This is a genomic window from Streptomyces sp. NPDC057900 (genome assembly GCF_042887885.1).
In the GTDB taxonomy this organism is placed as follows: domain Bacteria; phylum Actinomycetota; class Actinomycetes; order Streptomycetales; family Streptomycetaceae; genus Streptomyces.
The window spans coordinates 584,839-597,702 of record NZ_JBHVOI010000002.1; the positions used below are offsets into that span (position 1 = coordinate 584,839).

The following is a 12,864-nucleotide window of genomic DNA, read 5'->3' on the forward strand; positions in this document are numbered from 1 at the left end:
GTCGGCCCGGGAGCCCGATGACGTACTGGCAGGATGCGGCGCCATGCAGCTTGTACGACAAAAGGAAGAATTCACCATGAAGAGGCGCAGACCTGGACAGGCGGAGCAGGGGCGGGGCGGCACCGGACGCGGGAGGGGATACCTGCGGCGCCGGCCCGGTTACGCGGTCCTGGCCGCGCTCCTGGTCGCCGCGGTCGGCTCCGGCTGCGCGGCCGGGACCGACAGCCGCACCGACGTGGGGGCCGGACAGGGGGCCAAGGCCCTCGCCGGGCAGCCGGGCGGTCCGGCCGGGAACGCCGGAGCGGCGGGCACCCGCGCCGCGCAGGCCGAGAAGGCGCGCCTCGCCCAGGCCGCCCGCGCGGTCGCCGCGAAGAAGTGGGGCCTGGCGAGCACCCCGCTGGCCGCGCCCGTCCCGCCCGCCGTGAAGCCGCACATCACCACCCGCAAGGGCTTCGAGGTCGAGGGCGGTGACGACTCGCTGCCGCCGGTCTTCACCACCGTCCCGACCGACAAGAAGATCGTCTTCCTGACGATGGACGACGGGGACGACAAGGACCCCGAGCTGCTGCGGATGATGTCGGACCTGAACATCCCGTACAGCGCCTTCCTCAGCGACTACCTGGTGCGCGACGACTACGGGTACTTCAAGGACGCGCAGGCCCGTGGCGTCACCATCAACAACCACACGCTCAACCACCGCTACCTGCCCGGCCTCTCCTACGACGAGCAGAAGCAGGAGATCTGCGACCAGCAGGACATCCTCCAGAAGCAGTACGGCGAGCGCCCCCGGCTCTTCCGGCCGCCGTACGGCAACTACAACGGCGACACCCTGCGGATCGCCAAGTCCTGCGGCATCACCGCCGTGCCCCTGTGGTCGGAGGAGGCGTTCCCCGACCACATGGAGTGGCGGGAGGAGGACCAGGACCTGCACCCCGGAGACATCATCCTCACCCACTTCCGCGGCAAGAAGGACTGGAAGGGCTCCATGCCCGACATGGTCCGGGCCGTCATGAAGGTCATCACGGACAAGGGATACGCCGTGGCCCGGCTGGAGGACTACGTATGAGAAGGGCGCACCGGCTGCTGGCCGGACTGCTGGCCGCCGGTGCGCTCCTGACCGCCACCACCGGCTGCGCGCAGTCGGTGGACCCGATCGAACGGCTCGGCCGCAAGGCCGCGCAGCGGGTGAACCCGCCACCGAGCCGGGCGGCGGCGCGGCCGGCGGGCCCGCGCGCCGCCCAGGTGCCGCGGGGTGACCACGGGGCGCCGGGGGCGCTGGTCGTCGTCTCCTGCGGACGTCCGCCCCGGCCGGGGCGGACCGTGTCCGCCGCCGGTGAGATCCGGCACGGACGCCACGAGGGGCGTGAATTGGCACTCCGCTTGACCGAGTGCTAATCGCGGTCATAGTCTCAGTGCTGGCACTCCCCACTGGAGAGTGCCAGCAGTACTGTGCGACCGGCAGGTCCGGCACCCGCGACGACGGGCCCACCTGGTCGCCACCCAAAGACTGTTAACCCCGTGAGATCTCCGAAGGGGGAGACCGGATCGTGTCGACCGCCAGCACCAAGGTTGCGATCAAGCCGCTTGAGGACCGCATTGTGGTCCAGCCGCTCGACGCCGAGCAGACCACGGCCTCCGGCCTGGTCATTCCCGACACCGCCAAGGAGAAGCCCCAGGAGGGCGTCGTCCTGGCCGTGGGCCCGGGCCGCTTCGAGAACGGCGAGCGCCTTCCGCTCGACGTCAAGACCGGTGACATCGTGCTGTACAGCAAGTACGGCGGCACCGAGGTGAAGTACAACGGCGAGGAGTACCTCGTCCTCTCGGCCCGCGACGTGCTCGCGATCATCGAGAAGTAATTCACCCGACGTTTGCTTCTGTTCTGCGCCCCTGGCCCCCTGCGACATAACTAGCCGGGCGGCGAGGGGCGCAGTGCTTGTTTTTGAGAGGACAGTTCAGCTCCATGGCGAAGATCCTGAAGTTCGACGAGGACGCCCGTCGCGCCCTTGAGCGCGGCGTCAACAAGCTTGCCGACACGGTGAAGGTGACGATCGGCCCCAAGGGCCGCAACGTCGTCATCGACAAGAAGTTCGGTGCGCCCACCATCACCAACGACGGTGTCACCATCGCGCGCGAGGTCGAGCTCGACGACCCGTACGAGAACCTCGGTGCCCAGCTGGTGAAGGAGGTGGCGACCAAGACCAACGACGTAGCGGGTGACGGTACGACCACCGCCACCGTGCTCGCCCAGGCGCTCGTCCGCGAGGGCCTGCGCAACGTGGCCGCGGGCGCGTCCCCGGCCGCCCTGAAGAAGGGCATCGACGCCGCGGTCAAGGCCGTGTCCGAGGAGCTCCTCGCGACGGCCCGCCCGATCGACGACAAGTCCGACATCGCCGCCGTGGCCGCGCTCTCCGCGCAGGACAGCCAGGTCGGCGACCTCATCGCGGACGCGATGGACAAGGTCGGCAAGGACGGTGTCATCACCGTCGAGGAGTCCAACACCTTCGGTCTGGACCTTGAGTTCACCGAGGGCATGGCCTTCGACAAGGGCTACCTGTCCCCGTACATGGTGACCGACCAGGAGCGTATGGAGGCCGTCCTCGACGACCCGTACATCCTGATCCACCAGGGCAAGATCGGCTCGATCCAGGAGCTGCTGCCGCTCCTGGAGAAGGTCATCCAGGCCGGTGCCTCCAAGCCGCTGCTGATCATCGCCGAGGACGTCGAGGGCGAGGCCCTGTCGACCCTGGTCGTCAACAAGATCCGTGGCACCTTCAACGCCGTCGCGGTGAAGGCCCCCGGCTTCGGTGACCGCCGCAAGGCCATGCTCGGCGACATCGCCACCCTCACCGGTGCGACCGTCATCGCCGAGGAGGTCGGCCTCAAGCTCGACCAGGCCGGTCTGGACGTGCTGGGCACCGCCCGCCGCGTGACCGTCTCCAAGGACGACACCACCATCGTCGACGGTGGCGGCAAGTCCGACGAGGTCACCGGCCGCGTCAACCAGATCAAGGCCGAGATCGAGTCCACGGACTCCGACTGGGACCGCGAGAAGCTCCAGGAGCGCCTGGCGAAGCTGGCCGGCGGGGTCTGCGTGATCCGCGTCGGTGCGGCCACCGAGGTGGAGCTCAAGGAGAAGAAGCACCGTCTGGAGGACGCCATCTCCGCGACCCGCGCCGCGGTCGAGGAGGGCATCGTCTCCGGTGGTGGCTCCGCTCTGGTCCACGCCGTCAAGGTCCTTGAGGGCAACCTCGGCAAGACCGGCGACGAGGCCACCGGTGTCGCGGTCGTGCGCCGCGCCGCCGTCGAGCCGCTCCGCTGGATCGCCGAGAACGCGGGCCTTGAGGGTTACGTCATCACCTCGAAGGTCTCCGAGCTCGACAAGGGCCAGGGCTTCAACGCCGCGACCGGCGAGTACGGCGACCTGGTCAAGGCCGGCGTCATCGACCCGGTCAAGGTCACCCGCTCCGCCCTGGAGAACGCCGCGTCCATCGCGTCGCTGCTGCTCACGACCGAGACCCTGGTCGTCGAGAAGCCGGCCGAGGAAGAGGCCGAGGCCGGTCACGGCCACGGTCACTCCCACTAGCGCGTAGCTCTCCGCGCAAGCGGTGAGGCCCGGCACCCCACGGGGGTGCCGGGCCTTTCGCGTGTCCGGGGCGGAGCCCCGGGGGGTGGTCGACTACGCCGAGCGCGACAGCGCGTCGCCGTGGACCGGGTCCGCGAACGGGCGGCCGTTGGCGAAGTGCCGCAGTTCGTCGAGTGCCTGGTCCGCCATCCGGTGCAGCTCGTTGCCGAGCGAGCCCGCGATATGCGGGGTCAGCAGCACGTTCGGCAGGTCGTAGAGCGGTGAGGACTCTGGGGGCAGGTCGGGGTCCGTCACGTCCAGGACGGCGTGCAGCCGGCCCCGTACCAGCTCCGTGACCAGGGCCGGTTCGTCGATCAGCGAACCGCGTGCGGTGTTGATGAGGGTGGAGCCGTCCGGCATGGCCGCCAGTTGGGCCGCTCCGATCAGCCGGCGGGTGGCCGGCAGCTCCGGGGCGTGGACGGAGACGATCCCGCTGCGGGCGCAGAGCTCGTCGAGCGGGACCGGCTGCACGCCGAGCCGGGTGGCCGCCGCCGGTTCCAGGTACGGGTCGTACAGCAGGACCTCGAAGTCGAACGGCCGCAGCAGCTCGATGACCCGGCGTCCGGTGCGGGACGCGCCGACGATGCCCACCGTGCGGCCGTGGTTGCCCCAGCCGTCGAGCTCCTCGCGCCAGTCGTGCGGGGCGCGCAGCTCCCGGTAGCGGCGGGCGCTGCCCAGCACGTTCTTGCCCGCGAAGAGGATCGCGGCCAGCGTGTACTCGGCCACCGGCCGGGCGTTCGCACCGGCCACGGAGGTGACCTGGATGCCCCGCTCCCAGCACGCGTCGGTGATGTGGTGCTTGACGCTGCCCGCGGCGTGGACGATCGCGCGCAGCCGGGGCGCGGCAGCCAGAACCTCCTCGGTGAGCAGGGGCGCACCCCAGCAGGTGAGCAGGACCTCGGCCTCGGCCAGCGCGGCGGCGACCTGCGGGGCCGGGTCGTCCAACCGGTGGGCGACGAGATCCGGATCGGTGCGGACGAGGCCGGTCAGCCGGTCCCGGTGAGCGGGGGTGAGCAGCCGTTCGGCGATCCCCGGTCCCATCGCCAGGAGCGCGGCGGGCCGGGTGTCAGTGGTGTGGTGCATGGTGGAACTCGGGCTCCTCGGGTGTCACTTGACGCTGCCGGCGGTCATACCGGCCTTCCAGTGACGTTGCAGGGTGATGAAGGCGATGATCAGCGGAGCGACGGCGAGGAGGGATCCGGTGACGACCATCGGATAGAAGGTGGGGTCGGCGTTGGCGGTGCTGTGCCAGTTGTAGAGGCCGAGGCTCAGCGGGTAGAGCTTCTTGTCCGAGAGCATGACCAGGGGGAGGAAGAAGTTGTTCCAGATCGCGGTGAACTGGAAGAGGAAGACGGTCACGAACCCCGGCATGACCATGCGCAGACCCACCGACCAGAACGTGCGCATCTCGCCCGCCCCGTCGATCCGGGCCGCCTCCAGGACCTCGTCCGGTATGTAGCCGGCGCTGAAGATCCGGGAGAGGTACACGCCGAACGGGTTCACCAGGGACGGGATCAGCACCGCCCAGTAGGTGTTGACGGTCCCGGTCTTCACGGCCAGCAGGTAGAGCGGCAGGGACAGCGCGGTGGAGGGCAGCAGCACACCGAGCAGGACGAGCGCGAACAGCTTCTCCTTCCCCCGGAAGCGGTACTTGTCGAAGGCGTACCCCGCGGCGACGCTGACCAGCGAGCAGCCGAGCGCCCCGATGCCCGCGTACAGCAGGGAGTTGCCGTACCAGCGGAAGTAGACGCCGTCCTGGTAGGTGGACAGGGCGGAGAGGTTGCCGCCGAGGTTGAAGCCCTCGAAGGAGAAGACGTCACCGCCCAGCAGGTTCCCGGCGTCCTTGGTGGCCGCGGTGACCAGCCAGATCAGCGGGAACAGCGTGTAGACGGCGGCGATGACGAGTACGCCGTTGACCGCGGTCTTGGACAGCCAGCGGCTGGACCGGGCGCCTCCCGTGCCGACGGGCGCGCGGCCCTCGGTGCGGGCGGGGGTGCGGGTCGGCGCGGCCGGGTCGATCATGACGGGGGAGGTCATGCCCGTGCCTCCTTGCGGTTGTTGGTGAAGCGCGTGACGACGAAGGAGAGCGCGGCGGCGACGAGGGCGATGAGCACGGAGGCGGCCGCGGCGAGGCCGTAGTCGTTGCGCTCGAAGGCGGCGCTGTAGGCGTACATGTTCGGGGTCCAGGTGCTGGTCACGGCCGAGCCGGAGCCCCGGTTCAGGATCAGCGGCTCGGTGAACAGCTGGAGCGAGCCGATGATGGTGAAGAGGAGCACCATCACCAGCGAGGAGCGGATCAGCGGGAGTTTGATGGAGAAGGCGATCCGCCAGTTCCCCGCGCCGTCCACGGTCGCGGCCTCCAGCAGCGAGCGGTCGACGGCCTGCAGCGCGGCGTAGAAGATCACCACGTTGTAGCCGAGCCACTCCCACAGGGCGATGTTGACGATGGAGGGCAGCGTGCCCTGGGACGAGAAGAAGTCGAAGCCGATCCCGCCCGACTCCATCGCCTTGACGACCGGGCTGAGCTGCGGCGTGTACAGGTAGATCCAGATCAGCGCCGCGATCAGCCCGGGGATGGCGTGCGGCAGGAAGAACGCCAGCTGGAAGAAGCGCCGGGCGCGGGCCAGCGCGGTGTCCAGCAGCAGCGCCAGCACGATCGCGCCGCCCGCCATCAGCGGGATGTAGAAGGCGCAGTAGCCCAGGAGCACCCAGAAGCCGTCGCGGAACGCCTGGTCCCCGAGGGCGGAGGCGTAGTTCCCGAGCCCGTCGAAGACCGTACGGGGACCGTCGAAGCCGAGCCCGGACTGCTTCTCGGTGAACAGGCTCAGCCAGAGCGCGTAGCAGACCGGAATGATCATCGCGACGGTGAACAGCACGAAGAACGGCGTGAGGAAGGTACCGGCCGCGATCCGGGTGCGGGCCTTCGCGCTCAGCCCGCCGGGGCGGGTACCGGATGTGGGAGGCGTGCTCATGAGGGCTCCTCGACCTTCAGGCCGCGCTTCTTGAGATCGGCGACAGTGGCGTCATGGGCGGTCTTGATCGCGTGCGGCAGGGTGGAGCCGTCGCCGACGACCTCACCGAGTTCGTCGCCGAGTGCGGAGTTGGTGGCGCCGGGGCTCGGACCCCACACCCAGTCGGGCCCGATCGACGCGCCCGCCTTCGTGAACAGGCCGTACAGGTCCTGGCCGCCGTAGAAGCTGGTGTCGAAGGCCTTGCGGGCGATCGGCACCATCGCGGGGGAGGCGGGCAGCGCGCTCGACGTGCTCGCCCCGATCCGGGCGTTGATGGCGTCCTCGTGGGTGGACATCCACAGCGCGAACTCGACGGCGGCCGCGGCCTTCTTGCTGTTCTTGCTCACGGCGAAGGTGGAGCCGCCGACCATCCCGCTGGCGGGCTTGTCCGCCTCCCAGCTGGGCAGCGGCAGGGCCGCCCACTTGCCCTTCTCCTCGGGGACGATGCCCGCGAGCACCCCGGCGCTCCAGGAGGCGCCGAGGTAGCCGACCGTGGTGCCCTGCTTCAGGGAGCTGGTCCACTCCGGGCTGAACGAGGAGGCGGTGCTCACCAGTTTGTCGTCGATCAGCCCCTGCCAGTACTCCGCGGTCCGCTTCGAGGCGGGGTCCGTGGTGTCGATCTTCCAGGCGTCCTTGCCGGCGCTGAACCACTGGGCGCCGGCCTGCCAGGCCAGCGCCTGGAAGAACGTCGGGTCGTCCGGGAAGAAGGTGGCGATCCTGGTCTTCGGCGCCGCCTTCTTGACGTCGGCGGCGGCGGCCTTGAAGTCGTCCCAGGTCTTCGGCAGCGCGATGTGGTGCTCGGTGAAGAAGTCCTTGCGGTAGTAGAAGACCTGCGGCGCCGCGTCGAACGGCACCGCCCAGTTCTTGCCGCCGAGCGTCGTCATCTCGATGGTCTGCGGCAGGAACTTCTTCTTGATGTCGTCCGTGAGGTAGCTGCTGATGTCCTGGAGCGAGCCCTGGCTGACGAACGCGGAGAGCTGCGGGTACTCGATGGAGAGCAGGTCGGGGGCGATGCCCGCCTTCACCGCGTTGGCGATCTTCGGATAGCCGCCGAGACCGCCGGACGGTATCTCCTCGAACTTGACCTTGATCGTGTCGTGGGTCGCGTTGAACGCGTCCACGACCTCCTGCGACCCCTTGGTCCATGCCCAGAAGGAGACGGTCACGGGGTGTTCTGCGGTGCCATGGGCGGGGGAGTCGTCGGCGCTGCCGCCGCACGCCGTCAGGACGGCGAGGGCGGTGGCAGCGCCGACCAGTGCATGGATGGGACGGGACCAACTGCGGCTCACGGGGACAGCTCCTGTACGTGCGGGAACAGGCATTGGCCGTGATGTTTCGATCTGCGGTGAGCGAAGTCAAGAGCGAAAGATTGAATGATCGAAAAATGATCGAACGGGGAGGTGGTGAATGGGGTCAAACGGAATAAATGAGGCATGTGTGGAGTGGTGCCCGTGGTGCCCGGGGTGCCCGTGGGGCCGGTGAGCCGGCTGCGCCGGCCTCAGCTCTCGGCCGCCCCCGAGTCCGCCGTCCGGCCCGACGGCCGCCCGCACGAGTCCCGCACCCGCAGCGTCGGCAGCAGGGCGACATGACGCCTCGGCGCCAGGTCGGCGGGCACCCCGTAGCGCTCCCCCGACAACCGCTCGACCAGCAGTTCCGCCGCGCTGCGCCCGACCTCCCGCTTGGGCGGCGCCACCGCGGTGAGCGGGGTGTCCGCGAGCGCCGCCACCTCGTCGTCGTACGTGACCAGGGACAGGTCGTCGGGCACCCGGACACCGAGCTCTGCCAGCCGCCGCATCATCCGGATGGCGTCCTCGTCGTTGTGCATCAGCGCCGCGGTCGCCCGCCCGCGCCGCACCGCGTCCCGGAGCCCGAGCGCGGCCTGCTCGAACAGCACCGGATCGCGCTCGTCCGAGGACGACTCGATCACCGGGCCCGGCGCGCGCAGCCCCAGCACCGCCAGCCCCCGCGCGTACCCGGCCCGGACCGCCTGCGCCGTCGGGCTGTCCGCCCGAGCGACCAGCAGCGGCGCCCCGTGGCCCAGCTCCAGCAGGTACCGGATGGCGAGCAGGACCCCGTGCGCGTGGTCCGAGCAGACCCGGTCGAAACCGTCCAGCGGCCCGCCCGGCACCCCGGTCCGCTCCACCAGGACCTTCTCCACGGGCAGCTGGGCGAGCCAGTCGCTGTAGGCGGCCGGATGCCCCGGCTCCGTCCAGCTCGGGGCCAGCAGCAGCCCCTGCGCCCCGGCCGCCAGCAGTCCGGCGGCGTGCGCCGCGTCGTCCTCCGGGCGGTAGTCGGTGACCCGCAGGATCAGCCGGGCGCCGAGCCGGGCCGCCGCCTCGTGGGCGCCGCGGATCACCTCGGCGAAGTAGTAGACGGCGGCCGGGGCCAGCATCCCGATGACCGGGCCGCCGCCCGCCGGGGTGCCGGCCGGTCCGCGTTCGGCGGGCCAGGAGACCGAACCGTGCACCCGGTCGAGCAGCCCCCGTGCGGCCAGCGCCTCGGCGTCGCGGCGCGCCGTCACCGGGGAGACGCCGAGCCGGTCCGCGAGGTCCGAGACCCGTGCGGTGCCCTGCTCGCGCACCAGTTTCAGCAGTCGGTCATGACGTTCAGCGGCACCTTCGCGCACGGTGGCAGCCCCTCAGGCGGTTAGCGGATGATCGAACGTTGCACTGTTCTGATCATTCGATCACAATCGGCCGAGGGCGTCACGGTGCGCCCACCGTCATGCCGACCGTCACTGAGGTCCGTACTTGCGGCCCGTCCTGGAGGTGACGCCCCCGAGCAGACCGCGCGGCGTCACCTTGACCAGCCCCATGAGCGCCTTGTAGCGGGGGTCCGGGACCGAGACCGACTTGCCCCGCGCCAGGTCCGCCAGGGCCGCGGTCACCAGCTTGTCGGCGTCCAGCCACATCCAGCCCGGGATGTTTCCCGTGCCCATACCGGCCCGCTGGTGGAACTCCGTCCGTACGAAGCCGGGGCAGAGCGCCATCAGCCGCACCCCCGAGCCCGCCAGGTCCTTGGCCGCGCCCTGGGTGAACTGCACGACCCACGCCTTGGACGCCCCGTACGTACCGCGCGGCACGAACGCCGCCACCGAGGCCACGTTCACCACGCCGCCCCGGCCGCGCTCCTTCATCCCGGCCGCCGCCGCGGACGTCAGCCGCAGCACCGCCTCGCAGTGCACCTTCAGCATCGCCAGCTCATCGGCCATGGGGACGTCCAGATAACTGCCCCTGTTGCCGAACCCGGCGTTGTTGACCAGAAGATCGACGGACTGAAGGCGGTCGCTCAGCCGGGCCTCCACCGCCGCGATCCCCTCGTCCAGGGACAGGTCGGCGGGCAGCACCTCGGCCTCGATGCCGTGCCGGTCGTGCAGCTCGGTGGCCTGCTCGCGCAGCCGCTCGGTGTCACGGGCCACCAGGACCAGGTTGTGCCCCTCGGCCGCGAGCCGCCGCGCGAACGCGGCCCCGATGCCCGAGGTCGCGCCCGTAATCAGTGCAGTCGTCATACGCGGCACGTTAGTGCCCCGCGCGACCCCCCTGACGCGCCCCCTCCCCGGCCGGTGGCTCAAAGTCACACGCGAACAATTCGCACCTGCCCCAAGAGGGGCTTATATTCGAAGGGTGATCGAAGCCCGTCATCTCCGCGTCCTGCGAGCCGTCTCCGCCACCGGCTCCTTCTCCGCCGCCGCCCGCGAGCTGGGCTGCACACAGCCCGCGGTCAGCCAGCAGATGAAGGCCCTGGAATCCTCCGCCGGCACCACGCTGCTCATCCGGACCGGACGCGAGATGCGGCTGACGCAGGCCGGCCAGGCGCTCGTACGGCACGCCTCCGGCATCCTCGCCGGGCTCACCGCCGCGGAGGAGGAGGTCGCCGCGATCGCGGGCCTGCGGGCCGGCCGGGTCCGGCTGGTGTCCTTCCCGAGCGGCAGTTCCAGCCTGGTCCCGGGCGCCCTCGCGGCGCTGCGGGCCGAGCACCCCGGCACCCGGGTCTCCCTGGTCGAGGCCGAGCCGCCCCGTTCGGTGGAGATGCTGCGCGACGGCGACTGCGACATCGCCCTGGCCTTCCGGTACGGCACACAGGGCGCCGAGTGGGACGACCTGGTGGTGCGCCCGCTGCTCACCGACCGGCTCGTCGGCCTGCTGCCCGACGGACATCAGCTGGCGGGCCGGACGGCGGTGGGCATCGGGGAACTCGCCGCGGAACCGTGGATCGCCGGCTGCCCGCGCTGCCGCCGGCAGCTGGTGGAGGTCTGCGAGGAGTCCGGCTTCACCCCCCGGATCGACTTCGCCACCGACGACTACCCCGCCGTGATCGGCCTGGTCGGCGCCGGTCTCGGGGTGGCCGTGCTGCCGGCGCTGGCGATCGAGTCGGTGCGCCCCCGTGGCGCCGTGACGGTCACCGTGGAACCGGCCATCGAGCGCGAGATCGTCGCGCTGACCCTGCCCGACCTGGCGCAGGTCCCGGCCGTGGCGGCCACGCTGGACCAGCTGTCGCTGGCGGCCGCCCGCTGAAGGGTCCGCGCTGAGGGGGCCGCGCCGAGGGGTCCGCGGGGCGCGGAGTCCGCGGAGCGGGGATTGCGGCGCGTACGTCACGCCATCCGCGTGAAGAAACGTTTCTGCCGTACTGGGCGGCGGCGAGGGTCAGCCGTGCCCGGGGGGTGACGCCGGGCCTGCGGGCGCCGTCGCGGAGATCAGCCGGTTGCGGGCCCGTCCCATGAGCTCCTCGCGCTCGTCCTCTGTCAGTCCGCCCCACACCCCGTAGGGCTCTCGCACCGCCAGGGCGTGGGCCGCGCACTCGGCGCGCACCGGGCACCGCATGCAGACCTCTTTCGCGGAGTTCTCGCGGGCGCTCCGGGCGGCGCCCCGTTCGCCCTCCGGGTGGAAGAACAGCGAGCTGTCGACCCCGCGGCAGGCCGCCAGCAGCTGCCAGTCCCACAGATCGGCGTTGGGTCCGGGAAGGCGGGAGAAATCTGCCATTGCTTGTCCCCTCGAAACCGTGCTGAGTCGGAAACGTCGTTGTCGTCCGTCATCGGCCGTGTTCATGACCGTACATCTAGGGTGTTAGTAGATGTAAATATGACTGATTGCGAATCTAGTCACAGACACCAGCAAAAGGGAAGAAAACCCGCTAAATGGGGCATGCGTCCCTGTGAAGTTTCAGTTGACGGCTGGACGAACCCGTGGCGCACTCCTCTGTGTCCGCTCCCTCACGTAGAGTGCCGAACCCTGTTCTCCGACCCGTAACTCTTTCGAGTGACCATCGTTGAGAGTGCGGAGGCGGTTGACAGAGAAAGCGATCGGGCAGGTGTCCGAGAGCGTCAACCGCACAGGTGACGACTTGTAACAGCCTGGAGGCTCAAGGTGACGCGCATCAGCTTCGGAGGGCGGTCATGACATCCGTCCTCGTCTGCGACGACTCCCCGCTTGCCCGAGAGGCGCTCCGTCGCGCGGTCGCGACCGTGCCCGGCGTCGAGCGTGTGACGACGGCGGCCAACGGCGAGGAAGTCCTCCGCCGCTGGGGTGCCGACCGTTCGGATCTGATTCTGATGGACGTACGCATGCCCGGTCTGGGAGGTGTGGAGACGGTCCGGCGGCTGCTCTCCGCCGATCCCGGAGCGCGGATCATCATGCTGACCGTCGCGGAGGACCTGGACGGTGTGGCGCTCGCGGTCGCCGCCGGGGCCCGCGGGTATCTGCACAAGGACGCCTCCCGGGCGGAGCTCCGGGCGACCGTCACCCAGGCGCTGGCCGATCCGACGTGGCGACTGGCCCCGCGACGGCTGCGGTCGGCGGAGATGGGCGCGGCCCCCACGCTCACCGCGCGTGAGATCCAGGTGCTCGAAGGGATGAGTCACGGCCGCTCCAACGCGGAGATCGGCCGTGAGCTGTTCCTCTCGGAGGACACGGTGAAGACACACGCCAGGCGTCTTTTCAAGAAGCTCGGAGCCTCGGACCGGGCGCACGCCGTCGCGCTCGGCTTCCGCTGGGGTCTGGTCCGCTGAGGGCCGGGCACGGTCGGCAGTCGATTCACCCCCCGTCCGCACACCGGCGGACGGGGCGACCCGGGGCCCGGCGGTTTCCCGCCAGAGGAGTCCGCCGCCCCCGCGGTATGTGACGCTTCCCGGCCGATGCCGCATCCTTGAGATGTGGAGTTCCTCGGGAACGATTCGGTCGAGCGGAAGGGGAGGGCGCAGGACATGACTTCCGGCGCACCCGCTCATAACGCTTC

The 12,864-nt window shown here is 70.3% G+C and carries 13 protein-coding genes; 6 read left to right on the forward strand and 7 right to left on the reverse strand.

Translation table 11 applies throughout. The features are described 5' to 3' along the window. Positions 1-43 precede the first annotated feature (43 nt). The 4 genes from ACFVQ0_RS10030 (at position 44) to groL (ending at position 3,583) form a co-directional block, all read left to right on the forward strand. A complete protein-coding gene (locus ACFVQ0_RS10030; protein WP_390086353.1) occupies positions 44-1,066 on the forward strand; it encodes a polysaccharide deacetylase family protein in 1,023 nt (340 codons plus the stop codon). Then, a complete protein-coding gene (locus ACFVQ0_RS10035; RefSeq protein ID WP_390086355.1) occupies positions 1,063-1,395 on the forward strand; it encodes a hypothetical protein in 333 nt (110 codons plus the stop codon). The genes ACFVQ0_RS10030 and ACFVQ0_RS10035 overlap by 4 nt, the downstream gene beginning before the upstream one ends. 152 nt (positions 1,396-1,547) lie before the next feature. Further along, positions 1,548-1,856, forward strand: a complete 309-nt coding sequence (gene groES / locus ACFVQ0_RS10040) for a co-chaperone GroES (protein WP_311303721.1) — start codon at positions 1,548-1,550, stop codon at positions 1,854-1,856. A 104-nt stretch (positions 1,857-1,960) separates the two neighbouring features. Continuing rightward, the gene (gene groL / locus ACFVQ0_RS10045; protein WP_073732630.1) at positions 1,961-3,583 is read left to right on the forward strand and encodes a chaperonin GroEL; all 1,623 of its coding nucleotides are present in this window, start codon (positions 1,961-1,963) and stop codon (positions 3,581-3,583) included. A gap of 93 nt (positions 3,584-3,676) precedes the next feature. Here the strand turns inward: groL and ACFVQ0_RS10050 are convergent, their stop codons facing one another. The 6 genes from ACFVQ0_RS10050 to ACFVQ0_RS10075 form a co-directional block, all read right to left on the reverse strand. Then, positions 3,677-4,705: a hydroxyacid dehydrogenase gene (locus ACFVQ0_RS10050; RefSeq protein WP_390086357.1), complete on the reverse strand. Its 1,029-nt coding sequence runs from the start codon at positions 4,703-4,705 to the stop codon at positions 3,677-3,679. 24 nt (positions 4,706-4,729) lie between these two features. Continuing rightward, positions 4,730-5,659, reverse strand: a complete 930-nt coding sequence (locus tag ACFVQ0_RS10055; RefSeq protein WP_390086359.1) for a carbohydrate ABC transporter permease — start codon at positions 5,657-5,659, stop codon at positions 4,730-4,732. After that, the gene (locus tag ACFVQ0_RS10060) at positions 5,656-6,594 is read right to left on the reverse strand and encodes a carbohydrate ABC transporter permease (protein WP_390086361.1); all 939 of its coding nucleotides are present in this window, start codon (positions 6,592-6,594) and stop codon (positions 5,656-5,658) included. Before ACFVQ0_RS10060 ends, ACFVQ0_RS10055 begins: the two co-directional genes overlap by 4 nt. Next, entirely contained in the window at positions 6,591-7,922 is a 1,332-nt protein-coding gene (locus ACFVQ0_RS10065) for an ABC transporter substrate-binding protein (protein WP_390086363.1), read from the reverse strand. The genes ACFVQ0_RS10060 and ACFVQ0_RS10065 overlap by 4 nt, the downstream gene beginning before the upstream one ends. Before the next feature lie 209 nt (positions 7,923-8,131). Continuing rightward, complete coding sequence (locus ACFVQ0_RS10070; RefSeq protein ID WP_390086365.1) at positions 8,132-9,259, reverse strand: substrate-binding domain-containing protein; 1,128 nt, start codon at positions 9,257-9,259, stop codon at positions 8,132-8,134. A gap of 108 nt (positions 9,260-9,367) precedes the next feature. Next, positions 9,368-10,141, reverse strand: coding sequence for an SDR family NAD(P)-dependent oxidoreductase (locus tag ACFVQ0_RS10075; RefSeq protein WP_390086367.1), 774 nt, complete (start codon positions 10,139-10,141; stop codon positions 9,368-9,370). Positions 10,142-10,256: 115 nt separating this feature from the next. On the opposite strand from ACFVQ0_RS10075, the gene ACFVQ0_RS10080 reads away from it, so the two are divergent. Continuing rightward, entirely contained in the window at positions 10,257-11,147 is an 891-nt protein-coding gene (locus ACFVQ0_RS10080; protein WP_390086369.1) for a LysR family transcriptional regulator, read from the forward strand. A 129-nt stretch (positions 11,148-11,276) separates the two neighbouring features. Here the strand turns inward: ACFVQ0_RS10080 and ACFVQ0_RS10085 are convergent, their stop codons facing one another. After that, on the reverse strand, positions 11,277-11,612 hold the full coding sequence (locus ACFVQ0_RS10085) for a WhiB family transcriptional regulator (RefSeq protein WP_073732621.1): 336 nt from the start codon (positions 11,610-11,612) through the stop codon (positions 11,277-11,279). Between the two features lie 413 nt (positions 11,613-12,025). Here ACFVQ0_RS10085 and ACFVQ0_RS10090 point away from each other — a divergent pair, with 413 nt between their 5' ends. After that, positions 12,026-12,637, forward strand: a complete 612-nt coding sequence (locus ACFVQ0_RS10090) for a response regulator transcription factor (protein ID WP_003948568.1) — start codon at positions 12,026-12,028, stop codon at positions 12,635-12,637. The last annotated feature ends 227 nt before the right edge of the window (positions 12,638-12,864 follow it).